This is a genomic window from Carnobacterium funditum DSM 5970 (genome assembly GCF_000744185.1).
Classification (GTDB): domain Bacteria; phylum Bacillota; class Bacilli; order Lactobacillales; family Carnobacteriaceae; genus Carnobacterium_A; species Carnobacterium_A funditum.
In genome coordinates, this window is the sequence record NZ_JQLL01000001.1 from 1,134,614 (window position 1) to 1,149,090 (window position 14,477).

A 14,477-nucleotide genomic window follows, 5' to 3' on the forward strand; every position below is an offset into this window, starting at 1 on the left:
GGGAAAAATCTAATTTCTTTATAGAGTTTGGAATTCCTAAGTATACATTTTCATCATTATATTGTTTGATTATTTTTCTTTACAGTTTCATACAAATGAATATATTGTTTTTTCCGTATTTTGAATGCTGATTTCCTTTGTATCTATTATATTTTGAAAAATCTATAATACATATCATTAATTCCAAAAAAATATTTTTAAGAAAAGAGGGACTGACAATGAAAACGCACATTGGGAAAGAAAAATGGAATCGAGCCGCTGCGTTATATGTTCGCATGCAGGTATTTGTCATGGAACGAGGTATTCCGCTCAAAGAGGAATTTGATTTGGAGGATCATGACGAAACGATTTATGTAGTCGTTTATGATGGAGAGAAACCTGTGGCAACCGGACGTTATAAACAAATCGACTCGGATACCATCCGGCCTGGAAGAATTGCCGTTCTCAAAGAATATCGTAAAAAAGGACTGGGAGAAGCAGTCGTTAAAGAATTGGAAGCTTTGGGTAAAAAACTGGGGTGTACGACGTCCGTCATACACGGTGAACTAAGTGCCGTTGGATTTTTACGAAAAACGGGGTTACACCAAGGAGTCTGACGTCTATTATGAAGACGACGTACCGTGTGTAACTTTGAATAAACAGTTGTAAAACAGAGTTTGAGCTACAATTTATTGATTGTAACTCAAACTCTGTTTTATTTCTTAGTGTTGGAAAAAGAATTCTAAGAATTTTTTTACTGGGGATTATGTAAACAAGAATTGAAATTTATAGTAACTAGCATGTGCTTTTCTCTGGAACCAACTAATAAAAAATAAGATAACCGGTATTAGAAGTCTTAAGAACGTCTATCCGATTATCTTATCTGTTAATTAATGGATTATTTTTTTAAAACTCGCATAGCATTTAGGACGGCAATAACCGTTACACCAACATCTGCAAAAACGGCTTCCCACATCGTCGCAAAGCCAAACGCACCGATAATTAAGAAAAAGACTTTTACTGATAGTGCTAAAATAATATTTTGCCATACGATTCTTTGTGTGTCTTTTGCTACTTGCATGGCCGTTCCAATCTTAGAGGGTTTATCATCCATGATAACGATATCCGCTGCTTCAATTGCTGCATCTGATCCTAGTCCTCCCATTGCAATACCAATATCTGAACGTGCAAGTACAGGGGTATCATTGATTCCGTCACCGACAAAAGCAACTTTTTCTTTTGGACCTTTACGTGCCATAATCTCTTCCATTTTTTCTACCTTGTCTTGCGGTAGAAGCTCTGCATAGAACTCGTCAATTCCTAATTTTCTAGCCACTGCTTCCCCTACTGTTTTTGAATCTCCCGTTAACATAATAATATGCTGTACACCTTTTTCTTTCATTATCGCTATTCCTTCTGCCGCATCTTCCTTAATCGCGTCTGCAATCAAAATATAACCAGCATACTCTTTATCAACAGCTACATAAATAATGGTTCCAACTTCAGTTGATTCAGTAAATACAATCTTGTGTTTTTGCATTAATTTCGAATTTCCGGCTAATATCTCTTTTCCGTCAACCCTTGCATGAATACCATACCCTGAAATGTCATTGTATTCAGTAATTCGGTTTTCATCTATCTTTTTTACATATTTTTCTTTGATAGAATCTGCAATTGGATGTGAGGAATGGGTTTCAGCATATGCGACTAACTCTAACAGCTGATTTTTATTCAATCCGCCTGTAGGTTGAATATCTGTGATCTCAAATTTTCCTTTTGTCAAAGTGCCTGTTTTATCCATAATGACATATTTGATATCATTCAATCCTTCTAAGAAGTTACTACCTTTTACTAAAATTCCTTTTTTTGAAGCTGATCCAATCCCACCAAAAAAGCCAACAGGAATGGACACGACTAATGCACATGGACAAGAAATAACAAGGAAAATACTAGCTCGATAGATCCACTCATTAAATGTAGCTCCTGGAATAACTAACGGAGGAATAATCGCTAGCACTAAAGCAAAGATAACGACAATAGGCGTGTAATAACGCGCAAACTTTGTAATAAAGTTTTCAGTTGGAGCTTTTCGGCTACTTGCATTTTCTACTAAATCAAGAATTTTCGTAACCGTTGATTCAGAAAAAAGCTTCTCAACGGTTACTTCAATCAGTCCATTTTTGTTGATAAAACCACTCAACACACTGTCAGTTGCTTCAACACTCCTAGGAATTGACTCGCCCGTTAATGCGGAAGTGTCCATTGAAGAGATTCCGGTAATGATTTTCCCGTCCAAAGGAACCTTTTCTCCCGGACGTATAACAATCGTGTCGCCAACTTTTATTGTATCTGGTGATACACTGCGCGTGCTGCCATCTGCCAGTTTTAAATTCGCATAATCTGGTCGGATATCCATCAAGTCAGAAATAGATCGTCGTGATCTGTTGACCGCGACACCTTGAAAAACTTCTCCTACTTGATAAAATAACATAACAGCTACCGCTTCTGGGTACTCCTGAATATAAAAGGCACTTATTGTAGCGATGGTCATCAGAAAGTTTTCATCAAATAATTGCCCGTTAAACATATTTTTTATGGCTCTCCAGACAATATCATATCCGGCAACAAGATAAGCAGCTACAAATAATCCCAAGGACATAAATTCATTCATAGGAACAAAGTTCGCAACTAGTAATAACGCTAAAGAAATAATTAATCGCGTAACAGTGGTTTTTACAGTGCTTTCCCCATGACTATGACCTTCATTCCCCTCTTGTTCTTCATGACTATGATCATGTGACTGATTCAAATCCTCTAAATGATGGTTATCTTTACTTTTACTCAGCGAAGTATTATTTATAGAAAGGCCATTTTTCCCAATCAGTAGGCCAGTTGACTTAGATAACAGTGTTACATCAGGTTCTAGTTTATTTATTTTTGATTTGATTACCGTTAGAGTTCCATTTTCTTTTTGTTCTTCAATATCAAAACTAAGGGTTTTTGTCATATAATTAGCATTGCTATTTGTTACCCCTTCAATCTTTGATACACCATTTTCAATTTTACTAGCACAATTTGCACAATCTATTCCTTCAAGTATCCATTCATGGTGTTTCATACCTTCAGACATTAAAAATCCCTCCTACACTTATTTCTAAATCGTAATAACTTTGTTTTACATATGATTTTTTTTTCATATGTTTGAAAAAAGTATATCATTCACATGAATAAAGTCAATGGAATTAGACTATATTAATTTTCTATTTGCACTACTTGCTTTTAAAAAAAAGTATGCTATTCTTAGCATATGAAACTTAATTCATGTATAAAGAGGGATTAATCATGGCAAATAAAAAACTATCTATTTTAGATTCAGAAACACTTACATCAGTTAGTAAAATATTCAAACTATTACAAAATGAAGCTCGGCTTTCAATTATTTATTTACTAAAAGATCAAGAATTAAGTGTAGGAGAAATTACTAGTTTATTAAATATGGAACAATCTGCCGTGTCTCATAAATTAAAAGCACTAAAGAAGGCTCGTTTAGTTAAAACTAGAAGAGATGGAAAAACCAGCTTTTATAGTTTAGGTGACGAACATGTTTTTACTATCTTAGAGCAAGTTATTACGCATAGTAAAGAATCTAATTAACTTTATATGATTTCCACTATTTACAATTAACAAGATGTACTATTAGTAGAATAATAAATCAAAGTTAAAGACTACCTACTACATTTGATTGGTGGTCTTTAACTTTGATTTATAAAAATGAGATGTTTGAAATTACATTAAAACTAAAAATATTAGAAACTACCTAACCATTCTATCAAGTTTAAAAACCTAGTCTAAAATTCAATAACGTCTCACTGATCTCATCTTCATTGATCCCAATATAGCGCTTCGTGATTTTCTCGCTGCTATGACCGAAGATTTCCATTAGTGTGGCCACGTCTTTGGTTTTCTTGTAATAGTGGTAGCCAAATGTCTTACGCAGCGTGTGCATGCCAATATCGTCTCTTCCTAGTAGGACAGCGACCTTTTGAAACATCTGATAGACTGTATTGACTTCTAAGTGACCGCCTTTGGTTCTGGGAAATAAATAGTCCTCTGGATCTAATTGCTTTGTATACTCCTGGATCAAGTCCTGCAGACTACTCAAATACAAAATACGCGTCTTCCCGGTTTTCTTTTCGACAATGCGGAAATTTTTTGAGGAAATCAGGTCTTTTTTCTTTAATTTAACAATGTCTGACATGTGTAAACCGCTATTAATACCGATCAAAAACAGAAAAAAATCCCGATCGGCGTTTTTATTGCGCCTTAAACAGAATAAAAAGTCGTTTATTTCTTGTTGCGTGCTTAATGGTTGGACGTTGTAGCTCATTTGAAATCCCTCTCCTCTAACAAAAGCGATACACGTTTTTATAGAATTTCATGTGTTGGAAAAAATCTAATTTCTTTATAGGGTTTGGAATCCCTAAGTGTACATTCTCATCATTATACTATTTGATTGTATTTTGAATGTTGATTTTCTTTGTATGTATTATATATTTTGAAAAATCTATAATACATATCATTAATTCCGAAAAAATATTTTTAAGAAAAGAGGGACTGGCAATGAAAACGCACATTGGGAAAGAAAAATGGAATCGAGCCGCTGCTTTATATGTTCGCATGCAGGTATTTGTCATGGAACGAGGTATTCCGCTCAAAGAGGAATTTGATTTGGAGGATCATGACGAAACGATTTATGTAGTCATTTATGATGGAGAGAAGCCTGTGGCAACCGGACGTTATAAACAAATCGACTCGGATACCATCCGGCCTGGAAGAATTGCTGTTCTCAAAGAATATCGTAAAAAAGGACTGGGAGAAGCAGTCGTTAAAGAATTGGAAGCTTTGGGTAAAAAACAGGGGTGTACGACGTCCGTCATACACGGTGAACTAAGTGCCGTTGGGTTTTACGAAAAACTGGGTTACACCAAAGAGTCTGACGTCTATTATGAAGACGGCGTACCGTGTGTAACTTTGAATAAACAAGTGTAAAATAGAGTGTTTAAATAGGATATACTAAAATTTAGAAGATAATTATGAAAGTTTTTTTACAACAACTGGCAGAGTTGAAATGGAAAGTGAAAAAATCAACTCACTTGATAGCAACGATGACAATATACAGCTACAAGAAATGATAGATAACCAAAAATAAAAAAAGTAACCGTTAAAATTATACGGTTACTTTTTTTATTTTTATGAATACATGATGCTACCTAATTTCATGTGTTAGGACTCTATAAAAAAATCATGTGGATAGAAACTTTATTCCATACTAAATAGATTGATTAACGAATCTTATTTAAAAAATAGTTCAAGAAAGCATAATCCTCAGTTAGTCCAGGGTGATAAGCAGTCACCAGTACGTTTTCTTGCTCTGCAGCTACAATTTTTTGATTGATAGAAGCCAGAACTTTTACATTTGGTCCGACAGATTGAATGTAAGGAGCACGGATAAACACCACTTCGACTTCTTGATCAATACCTACAAAACGGAGAGAAGTTTCAAAGCTGTCTACTTGTCTTCCAAAGCCATTCCGCTCTACTTCCATATCAATAAACCCCAGACGCAGATTAAAATGTACCCTATAAGATAGACACTTAAAAAAAGTCTCTCTGGTCTGTCAACACTTTAATGGACAATAAGTTAAGTTAATTTATTGGAAAGGCTATACTAAAGTGGACACGTAGTTAAGAGAAAATTGGAGGTCTTGTTGTGAAGCGACAATCCTATAGTAAAGAATTCAAAAGACAAGCTGTCGATTTAATTCTAATTGAAGGACAACCCATTCGTTTTATATCACACACACTTGATATTCATGAAAATACTTTGTATCGCTGGGTTGCTGAATATGAGAAATTTGGAGATCAAGCTTTTCCAGGTAAAGGAAGCAGCGAATTTATTTCTCAAAACAAAATTAAAAAACTTGAAAAAGAAAACAGACTTCTTCGGGAGGAGCTAGAACTTTTAAAAAAGTTCCGAGTGTTTCTCAAACAAAACCCAAAGTAGTATTTGACTATTTGAAGAAACACCAACACTCATTTAATATTAAGAATGCTTGTATATTTCTTGGTGTATCTCGTAGCGGTTTTTATGCGTCACTTCACGAAACACCTTCCAAACATACTGTTGAAGATGCGGTTTTAAAAGACCATATTAAAGATATCTTCTTGGAACACAAGCGCCGCTATGGGACCCGTCGAATTAAAGCCGTGCTGAAAAGAAAAGGGCTCAGTATAAGTCGACGACGTATTGGAAGATTACTGAGAGAACAGGGCCTGTACACCAAAGGTGTTCGACGAAAGTACATTCATTATACTAAAAACATTAACTATATAAGTGAAAATATTCTAAATCAAAATTTTGATATCAAGAAAAAGAATACAGTTTGGTATGGAGATATCACATATATTCCAACTGAGGAAGGAACCCTCTATTGTAGTGTGTATATTGATGGTTTTACCCGCAGTTGTATCGCCTATTCAATAAAAAATCATATGAAAGATTCCCTGGTACTTGATAGTTTGCATGAAGCTACCCAGAAACAAAAACCATCCAAAGGACTGATCATTCATACGGATAAAGGATCTCAGTATACTGGATCGAGATTCTATGAATACATGACATTCACTGGTTTTACACATAGCCAAAGTAGACGCGGGAACCCTTATGATAACGCAGTTATGGAGTCATTCTTTAAAAGTTTTAAACGCGAAGTTCTTTACCAGCATCATTTCAAAACAAAAGCAGAAGCTATTTCTGAAACGGTCGATTATTTAGAGAATTACTACAATAACGAAAGAATCCATTCAGCTTTAGGTTATTTAACACCTATTGAATTTGAAAAGATGCATTCTTAAATTAACTTAACTTATTGTCCGTTAAAGTGTTGACAGACCATAGAGACCTTATCTTTTTTGTCCAGTAAAGTGTAACCTATCCAATACCTTATTTAATAGTGTCCGATCTGGGGATACCGTTATTATTGAATCGATTAGTCGCTTAGGTAGGAAAACACTAGATATCCTTTCTACTGTTGAAGAGCTAAAAGAACAAGGAGTAGAAGTTGTATCGTTGAAAGAAAACCTAGATACTTCTACTCCAACTGGCCAGGCCATGTTTCAGATGATGGCAGTGATTGCTCAATTAGAACGAGATTTGACAGTACAGCGTGTAAATGAAGGATTAGCTTCTGCTAAATCACGTGGTGTGAAGCTTGGTAGACCGATAATGGATAAACAAAAAGTTAAAGATGCTTTAAGATTATATGATTCTGGTCAATATTCGGTTAAAGATATCATCCGAATTACTGGTATATCTCAAGGATCATTGTATAGGAAGATAAAAGAGAGAGAATCAAAAAATATTTTAAAAAAATTAGATGAATTAGCTGAACTAAAACCATAAAATTCAAGAATTAATTTAATAAGAAAAATAATATTAGCACATAATAAATAAGTATTTAAAATTAAAATAGAAGATAGGTGGACTTATTAATGAATATCTGATTTGTCAAATTAAGCTATACAAAATATCTTCATCCATGTAACTCATAAAAACTTCCAGCGGTGTTTGGTAATTTAATGACTTTCTTGGAATTATATTCCGTTTGTGTGCAACAGACGATACGAAAGCCTGATCAACTTCGTTGAAATCCATTTCTTTTGGCAATCCATCTTTTCGAAGAAGCCCATTAGAATTCTCGTTTAAAGCTCGTTGTGAAGGCGTTCCAGGGTCAGCGAAGTAGATAGCGACATCATGCTGGTTGCACAAAGATTTCCAGTTGGAGAACTCCTTACCGCAATCAAAAGTAATTGATTTGAATAATTTTTTTGGTATGGATTGGAACCATTGATTCATAGCACTCTCAATGTCGCAGGCTTTACGCCCTTTGGGCTTTAAGGTAATGATAGCTTTCGATAAAATCTCTACTAGAGTAATGACCGCACTTTTGTGGCGGACACCTACAATGGTATCTCCTTCGATAGGACCAAATTCTTCTTTAAATGTTGGATAATCTATTATTCTTTCAGAGATATTTCGTTTATAAGCTTGTCTACCTCTACGTTCTTGATGTCCGTTAGGCTTTCTTTTCCCTTTCATTGGAAGGGTAGCTTCATCGAATGTTTTTTCTTTAAATTGTCTATAAAGTGTTCGTACGGAACAGTCTATTGTCATTTCTTTACGGCCAATAATGACATCAGGCGTCCAGCCTTCAGCTACTTTTTCCTTGATATAAAGATGTTGTTCTTCTGGTAAAACAACTTTTTCGCGTCCACACTGCTTCTTGTTTTTCTTATACCGTAGGTAATACTCGAAAGCTGTATGTCCTGCTCTGAAGAACCTGATAACATTATTAATCGGTGTTCGAGTACGATTCAAGTAAGCAGCTATTTTAGCAACTGGAATACCTTGATGGTAATAAGCTTCTATCATCACTAGTTCATCCATGGTAATATGGGTATAGGTCATTTGTGATCACTCCTTGTTTTCTATGGTTGGAAATACAATTAGAGTGTATCACGAATGGCTTTTTTATTTGTATAGCTTAATCTTACAATCCACGATATGAGAAAAGAATAAAAAAACTTGTTAAATATATAGAGAAAACAACAGAACCAATAAGTATAGAGACATCTAATATGAATGAAAATCTTAAACCTATAACAGATTTTTTTGATAGAATAAATACAATGCTGAAGCCATTTTACGAGACAATTTGCGGACTCTATCATCTAAGAACAGAAATAGTGATTGTATGATTGTATTATTCTATTTTTATTCTTTTTTTATAAGCATTGATTTTACAAAAAAATAGAAAGGCCCTTTCCTTTGACTTCTCTTTCTTCTTTGCTATTCTAAAAATAAAAGAAGTATACTAATTTATGCAGAAAGTAGGATTGTTTCAATATGATATTATTTCATCAACTTTTATTACTCTTATTTGTAAGTGTTATTGTTTATACAATTGATGTAAAGCAAAAATTTTTCCCTGTACCGGTGGTGTTAGTTCTATTGGGGATGGGATTATCTTTCCTTCCCATTTTTTCTGACTTTTCTGTCTCACGAGACATTTTGTATGAAATATTTATACCCGGTCTTCTATTTGTATCTGCTTATCAATTTTCAGCACGCGCTATGAAAAAAAATGCTAGTCTCATCTTAACTTTAAGTACAATAGGAATGTTTGCAACAGTCTTTCTACTCGGGATAGGTATTTTTTGGATTACTTCGTTTTTTGAACCGTTTACATGGTCTGTTTCCTTTTTGCTTGCAGCTATACTCGTACCGACAGATCCCGTTTCTGTGGTCTCTATCTTAAAAAATAGTACCGACAATGACGAAATTGCCAATATTGTTGAGGGAGAATCATTGGTAAATGATGGATCAAGTATCGTTATTTTTACTATCCTTCTGTCCATGGTTCAATCTGGAGATCTTTTTTCTCCTCTTCAATTTTTAGACAGTTTTGCTTTTGTTTCTATCGGAGGGATAGCCGTTGGTCTTGTATTTGGTTGGATTATTAGCCAAGCGATTCATATTACTTCTCATCATGAATACCAAGTTATGTTAAGTATCTTAATCGCTTATGGAGGTTTTGCAATAGCAGAATTCTTTAATACTTCAGGGGTATTAGCCACAGTGGTCTCTGGAATCTTGCTTTCTTTTGCCTTTTCAAAAAAAGAAGAGAAAGAAGAAGGATTCCGGAAAGCCTTAGGCGGATTTTGGAACGTTATCAATCCTACCTTGCTCTCTATCCTATTCCTTTTTATTGGTATTCAAGCTGTTCCGTATATTCAATTTCAAAATTGGACACTTTGGCTACCCGCCCTTATCATTTTTATTCTTTCTGTCCTCGCTCGCTTTCTCGTTTTAGGCGGTATACTCCTAGCCGTACCTAAATGGAGAAAAAAGTTTAGTCATTTTTTCTCGATACTTTTTCTTCTTTCTTGGTCTGGTATAAAGGGCTCAATGTCTGTCGTGCTTCTTCTTTGGACCGAAAGTACAAGCGTTGGCCAAAACACCTTTTTAATTTCAGTAGCCTTTGCTACCATACTCCTTTCCCTTATTTTTCAAAGCATTGGAATATATCCTCTATCCCGTATGTTGAAAAAAATAGATAACGCATAGTGACGAGGGTGCTGAAATTAGCTCTCTTTTTTCATCTATAATTTTATTGATTCAAACTGAAGTAACCCATCTAGAACTAAAATATTTTTGTCTTTAATTATAAATTAATAGATATATATATATATCTATTAAGCGAAAGGCTATAAGTAACTTCAACTAATTTTAATTTATAGCCATTTTGATAACTATATTATTCTCCAACCATTCCATCTCATTGTTATTTGTATCGACTGAAGAGAGATCTCCACTTGTATTTCCTGGTTCTACAATAGTAGGTGCAGCCGAAGAAACAACTTTGTTCGAATCAGGAGATTTAGTTGATTCACTCGTTGTTATATCTTGCTTTTCGTTATACTTATCAGGATTTCCATTCGCGTATTCATCAACAACATCGTTTCCATGAATCGTATATTTGTATTTACTTGGTATCTGCGTTTCGGTGTCAGGATAAGTAATAATCGCCTCAAAGTTTGTTGCTCCACCTGCTTGACGAATATTTCGTTCCTTATAAGCTTGATCACCGTGCCTATTTAGCACGCTATCTTGCGGAGTAATATTGTAGGCATTGGATACCCCACCCAAAGAATCCGCAATAACGTGTCCTTCATAAAGAGTCGAACGTTCAACACCTGGGACTTTTGCTTCATCATAGTAATACCGGCCATTGGACTTAACAGGTTCTGTATCATCATCTTGGAGGATAATCTCATCCGCTATAACACGTACAAGTTATCCATATCCATTAGTGAAACCCCAATACTCACGGTTTCAAAAACCACTATTTACACGTGCGTTTGGTTCCCTGTATCCAGACAAACTGCCACCGTCGACAATAATTGTCTTGTAACCGTCTATCGAATCATCAGTCTTGTCATCGTCAGTCTGAACAACTTCCTCAATGGGTTCTTCCGCTTTCTCCGAAGGAAATATGGAGGATGTAGAAGAGTCTACTTCTTCTATACTCTCTATCTCTTTTGATACAACACTTTTTTCTACCTGAATACTTTCTGCCATTGTCTCTATACTTGAAGCATCTGTTGTTTCAATCACGTCTGTTTGGGAACTACCTGCTCCTAACAATAGCGACGTAGAAAGTAAAAAGAAGAGCAGTTGTTTTTAACATATCATTTTATTACTCCTAAACTTTATAAGTTTTGAAATTCCCAACCGTTCTGTCATTAAAAAACCTTTTGTATTGATTGAGGAACACTTTTACTTAATTGTAAGCAGACGTGTTCCTCTCATATATTCTTAAGTCATCATCTATGATCTACGTAAAGGTAAAATATCTTCATGAATCATATCTGTGATGGCTTCTTTTGTTTCTTTCCAATACGTTAATCGTCTGGCTGGGTTTTCTGTATTGGTTTTATAGCTTTCATAATCGCTTGTATGCTTCAGTTCTGATTCTCCATTTTGTTTTTGTTTTTTAATATTATAGTGATTAACGTAAAAGGCTAATGAACTTTCTTCTATAGCCCACTCTTTTGAAAGGCGGTTCACTTGATAAGCTATGGCTTCTTGAATCATCTCTTCCAATAGACTAGAGACTTGTTTGCCACGATAACTTTCTGGTTCTTCTTGTATATCGTTCCATAACTGCTCCATTAGTTCCGCAAGTTTAGGATTGATTCGTTTCAAATCATTGATATAAGTATCAATTTCTTCTGAATCTGAATCTAATGTTGGACTAACTTCTGATTCGATATAATCTGGAACAAGTGCCTGAATTAAGAGTAAGATGTACTCGTAATTGATATCCTCTGTTTTGACAGATTCTAGTTCATACTCAATATCCATTTCAATTTTCTCATCTTCAATTATCTCAGGTTTGATCTCTTCTATGACGTTGATATATTTCCCATGAAACTCTTCAATTTCATCATGTGTGATCTGATAGTCTGTTTCTAATTCAGACTCGTCATATTCTGTGTAGACCTGGATTGCCGCATAAGCTTTATCCAAACTCTGATACGCTTTTGCAAATTTCTTTTTCTGTCCGTCATTTAATTCATCAACTGATTCAGGATGAACAGCTAATTGTCTCAATGCCTCTAAAGCTTGCTTAAAGTCCTTTTGAGCCTCTTCAAATACAGGTGCTAACAAGTCGTTCTCACCACCATTAGAATACAAGACAAGGGCATCGGTTACTTTTTCTTCATAGGTTGCAGGTGTTTGGAAGGTAACCACTTGACCGAAGTGTTTGGGACGGTCAAATAAACGATTCGTGCGTGAAAAAGCTTGGATCAGATTATGTGGTTGCATGGGTGCACGGTCAATAAATAAAGTCGACAAACATGGTGCGTCAAAGCCCGTCAATAAACGATCGACTACAATGACGAGATCCAGTTGTTCTTTTCTAAAGAGGTACTTTTCTTGTTTACGTGCTAGACGATCATTCACGTTCTTGTTGTAAGCACGCATGGTTTCAACTGAGAAATTCGTATCAAATAAAGCATTGTAATCTTTAATGGCTTCTTCCATCATGTCTTGGTTGATAACCGATGTTTCCTCGTTTTCAGAAATAGAATAGGTGATCGCTATTTTTGGAAAGTCGGGTAGTTTACTTCTGGTCTTCTCACTAATACTAATCGCTTTTTCTCCAGCAACAACTTCTTTAAATAAGGAATAATACCGTTGGGCTTGCGCAATAGAAGACGTGGTTAGGATCGCATCATATGTTTTCCCTGAACCATTTTGAAAGCCTAATTTGCGTCCAGATTTGTTTAGAATAGAATGAATCACTTCCAGCATATGTTTTTCATCTTCATAAACGGATTTCGGAATTTTGGCTTCCTTTTTTAGTTCCGTTAGCGCTGATAGTTCTGCATCTGGGTCTACTTGTAAGACGATATCATCTAATTCTTGGTCTGAGAACGTACTCTTGTATTCAATTTGGAATCCAAGGACCGCTTTATCATGAATGGCTTCTTTAACCGTGTATTCATGTAGTCTGCGACCATATTGTTCTTCCGTTGTACGAGCTAAGTTCCCCACTGCTTGTTTGGCGTTTTCAGCAAAAATAGGCGTTCCTGTATACCCATACCAAAGAGGATGAGAGAAAAAGCGTTCAATTTCTTTTTTCTTTTGTGGCGATACTGCCCGATGGCATTCATCTACTACAAAAGCGAGACGCAGTTTTTTCAACTTTTTGTATCTGGGTGTGTCTTCTTTTCCTTCAAAGCGTTTCATGACATGGTTTAATTTTTGGATCGTCGTGACCACAACCGTACGGTCAGCTGAGAGTAATTTCTTGATTAAATCTTTTACGTTATCCGTCTCATCGATTTCAATCACATCGTGTTCGGCATATGAGGTAAAGGAAGACGTCGTTTGTTGGTCCAAATCCACCCGGTCAACAACAAAAATCGTTTTGTCTAATGAAGGAATTTGAAGCAAGTTACGAGCTGTCTTGTAAGACGTTAATGTTTTACCTGAACCGGTTGTATGCCAAACATAACCCGACTCTTGTCGTTTAGAAGCGGCTTTAACTGCTTCTATCGCATGAATTTGATAGGGTCTCAATAAGATGAGTGCTTTTTTATTGCTGTCAATGACGGTATATTGGGTAATCATTTTATGTGCTTGCGGAATAGATAAAACCTGTTGAGCAAACTCTAAGTAACTGGTGACTGGCCCATTCTCTGAATCAACCCATGTCGTTAAAAATTGTTCATTCAGCTTTGTATCTTGTGCTGCAGCTATGTAGCGTGTGTCACTGCCGTTCGACACAATAAACATTTGAAGTACTGAAAAAATACCCGTAAATTTACCTTGTACGAGGTATTTCTTAATTTGACGAAAAGCTTCCATATAAGAATGGGCTCTATTTTTTAGTTCAATATGAATCAATGGCAACCCATTGATCAGTAACGTGATATCAAAACGGCGATCTCGATCATCTGTGCTTTGTTTAAAGCTTGTAAATTGATTAATGACTTCATACGAAGACATTCCTCCAGCAATATCAGCACGATTTAAGACTCTTAAACGAACCGTTCCAAGAGACGCATCTTCTCGTTGCACTTGGACTTTTGCAATACCATTTTCACCTGCTAACCATTTAGACGCTTCGTAGAAGTTAGCAAATTTCAATTGGTTTTGAACCTGACGGAATTCTTGTTCCGTCAGGTTCACTTCATTTAAGATATCTTTGTTGTTACGTTCGAGTTTTTCTCGAAAGTTTACCCATAATTTATCTTCTGTGTTTAAATCTTTCCGATAAGTCCACTGCGACTCACCGCTAATTAATTGGTTAATGAGATTTTGTTCCAAATCTGACTCAGAAGTAAACGTGATAGCCATTGACTCG

Annotated in this window: 14 protein-coding genes and 1 pseudogene; 8 read left to right on the plus strand and 7 right to left on the minus strand. The window is 35.5% G+C overall.

Features of this window, described 5'->3' with window-relative positions; all coding sequences use genetic code 11:
- The first annotated feature begins 218 nt into the window (after positions 1 to 218).
- Positions 219 to 596 (plus strand): GNAT family N-acetyltransferase, encoded by a 378-nt coding sequence (locus BR44_RS05260; protein ID WP_245592924.1) that lies wholly within the window; start codon positions 219 to 221, stop codon positions 594 to 596.
- Between the two features lie 281 nt (positions 597 to 877).
- On the opposite strand, the gene BR44_RS05265 is transcribed toward BR44_RS05260, so the two are convergent.
- Positions 878 to 3,097 carry a heavy metal translocating P-type ATPase gene (locus BR44_RS05265; protein ID WP_211249891.1) on the minus strand — a complete coding sequence of 740 codons (2,220 nt, stop codon included), beginning with the start codon at positions 3,095 to 3,097 and terminating at the stop codon, positions 878 to 880.
- 224 nt (positions 3,098 to 3,321) lie between these two features.
- Here BR44_RS05265 and BR44_RS05270 point away from each other — a divergent pair, with 224 nt between their 5' ends.
- The gene (locus BR44_RS05270) at positions 3,322 to 3,633 is read left to right on the plus strand and encodes an ArsR/SmtB family transcription factor (protein ID WP_034551030.1); all 312 of its coding nucleotides are present in this window, start codon (positions 3,322 to 3,324) and stop codon (positions 3,631 to 3,633) included.
- A gap of 181 nt (positions 3,634 to 3,814) precedes the next feature.
- Here the strand turns inward: BR44_RS05270 and BR44_RS05275 are convergent, their stop codons facing one another.
- Positions 3,815 to 4,366, minus strand: a complete 552-nt coding sequence (locus BR44_RS05275) for a tyrosine-type recombinase/integrase (RefSeq protein WP_034551032.1) — start codon at positions 4,364 to 4,366, stop codon at positions 3,815 to 3,817.
- 233 nt (positions 4,367 to 4,599) lie between these two features.
- Here BR44_RS05275 and BR44_RS05280 point away from each other — a divergent pair, with 233 nt between their 5' ends.
- A complete protein-coding gene (locus BR44_RS05280; RefSeq protein WP_034551034.1) occupies positions 4,600 to 5,028 on the plus strand; it encodes a GNAT family N-acetyltransferase in 429 nt (142 codons plus the stop codon).
- Positions 5,029 to 5,321: 293 nt separating this feature from the next.
- Here BR44_RS05280 and BR44_RS05285 read toward each other — a convergent pair whose 3' ends face one another.
- A complete protein-coding gene (locus BR44_RS05285) occupies positions 5,322 to 5,606 on the minus strand; it encodes a type 1 glutamine amidotransferase family protein (protein WP_342668080.1) in 285 nt (94 codons plus the stop codon).
- 143 nt (positions 5,607 to 5,749) lie between these two features.
- On the opposite strand from BR44_RS05285, the gene BR44_RS05290 reads away from it, so the two are divergent.
- The 4 genes and pseudogenes from BR44_RS05290 (at position 5,750) to BR44_RS12060 (ending at position 7,441) form a co-directional block, all read left to right on the plus strand.
- Complete coding sequence (locus BR44_RS05290) at positions 5,750 to 6,043, plus strand: IS3 family transposase (RefSeq protein ID WP_034551036.1); 294 nt, start codon at positions 5,750 to 5,752, stop codon at positions 6,041 to 6,043.
- A gap of 11 nt (positions 6,044 to 6,054) precedes the next feature.
- The gene (locus BR44_RS05295) at positions 6,055 to 6,894 is read left to right on the plus strand and encodes an IS3 family transposase (RefSeq protein WP_051912545.1); all 840 of its coding nucleotides are present in this window, start codon (positions 6,055 to 6,057) and stop codon (positions 6,892 to 6,894) included.
- Between the two features lie 100 nt (positions 6,895 to 6,994).
- Positions 6,995 to 7,234: pseudogene (locus tag BR44_RS12055) on the plus strand (recombinase family protein); the annotation flags it as partial.
- A 30-nt stretch (positions 7,235 to 7,264) separates the two neighbouring features.
- Entirely contained in the window at positions 7,265 to 7,441 is a 177-nt protein-coding gene (locus BR44_RS12060; protein WP_281173150.1) for a helix-turn-helix domain-containing protein, read from the plus strand.
- 105 nt (positions 7,442 to 7,546) lie between these two features.
- Here BR44_RS12060 and BR44_RS05305 read toward each other — a convergent pair whose 3' ends face one another.
- Positions 7,547 to 8,506 carry an IS30 family transposase gene (locus BR44_RS05305; RefSeq protein ID WP_034551037.1) on the minus strand — a complete coding sequence of 320 codons (960 nt, stop codon included), beginning with the start codon at positions 8,504 to 8,506 and terminating at the stop codon, positions 7,547 to 7,549.
- A 438-nt stretch (positions 8,507 to 8,944) separates the two neighbouring features.
- On the opposite strand from BR44_RS05305, the gene BR44_RS05310 reads away from it, so the two are divergent.
- A complete protein-coding gene (locus tag BR44_RS05310; protein ID WP_034551039.1) occupies positions 8,945 to 10,165 on the plus strand; it encodes a cation:proton antiporter in 1,221 nt (406 codons plus the stop codon).
- 162 nt (positions 10,166 to 10,327) lie between these two features.
- On the opposite strand, the gene BR44_RS11860 is transcribed toward BR44_RS05310, so the two are convergent.
- From BR44_RS11860 to BR44_RS05320, 3 genes are all read right to left on the minus strand, one after another.
- On the minus strand, positions 10,328 to 10,747 hold the full coding sequence (locus BR44_RS11860) for a hypothetical protein (protein ID WP_051912547.1): 420 nt from the start codon (positions 10,745 to 10,747) through the stop codon (positions 10,328 to 10,330).
- Between the two features lie 186 nt (positions 10,748 to 10,933).
- Positions 10,934 to 11,245: a hypothetical protein gene (locus BR44_RS11865; RefSeq protein WP_156954896.1), complete on the minus strand. Its 312-nt coding sequence runs from the start codon at positions 11,243 to 11,245 to the stop codon at positions 10,934 to 10,936.
- Between the two features lie 183 nt (positions 11,246 to 11,428).
- Positions 11,429 to 14,470 (minus strand): type I restriction endonuclease subunit R, encoded by a 3,042-nt coding sequence (locus tag BR44_RS05320; protein WP_034551040.1) that lies wholly within the window; start codon positions 14,468 to 14,470, stop codon positions 11,429 to 11,431.
- Between the last annotated feature and the right edge of the window lie 7 nt (positions 14,471 to 14,477).

Excerpts from the sequence above, each read along its gene's own strand:
- BR44_RS05260 (WP_245592924.1), top strand. The coding sequence starts at position 219 with ATGAAAACGCACATTGGGAAAGAAAAATGGAATCGAGCCGCTGCGTTA.
- BR44_RS05265 (WP_211249891.1), bottom strand. The coding sequence starts at position 3,097 with ATGAAACACCATGAATGGATACTTGAAGGAATAGATTGTGCAAATTGT.
- BR44_RS05270 (WP_034551030.1), top strand. The coding sequence starts at position 3,322 with ATGGCAAATAAAAAACTATCTATTTTAGATTCAGAAACACTTACATCA.
- BR44_RS05275 (WP_034551032.1), bottom strand. The coding sequence starts at position 4,366 with ATGAGCTACAACGTCCAACCATTAAGCACGCAACAAGAAATAAACGAC.
- BR44_RS05280 (WP_034551034.1), top strand. The coding sequence starts at position 4,600 with ATGAAAACGCACATTGGGAAAGAAAAATGGAATCGAGCCGCTGCTTTA.
- BR44_RS12060 (WP_281173150.1), top strand. The coding sequence starts at position 7,265 with ATGGATAAACAAAAAGTTAAAGATGCTTTAAGATTATATGATTCTGGT.
- BR44_RS05305 (WP_034551037.1), bottom strand. The coding sequence starts at position 8,506 with ATGACCTATACCCATATTACCATGGATGAACTAGTGATGATAGAAGCT.
- BR44_RS05310 (WP_034551039.1), top strand. The coding sequence starts at position 8,945 with ATGATATTATTTCATCAACTTTTATTACTCTTATTTGTAAGTGTTATT.
- BR44_RS05320 (WP_034551040.1), bottom strand. The coding sequence starts at position 14,470 with ATGGCTATCACGTTTACTTCTGAGTCAGATTTGGAACAAAATCTCATT.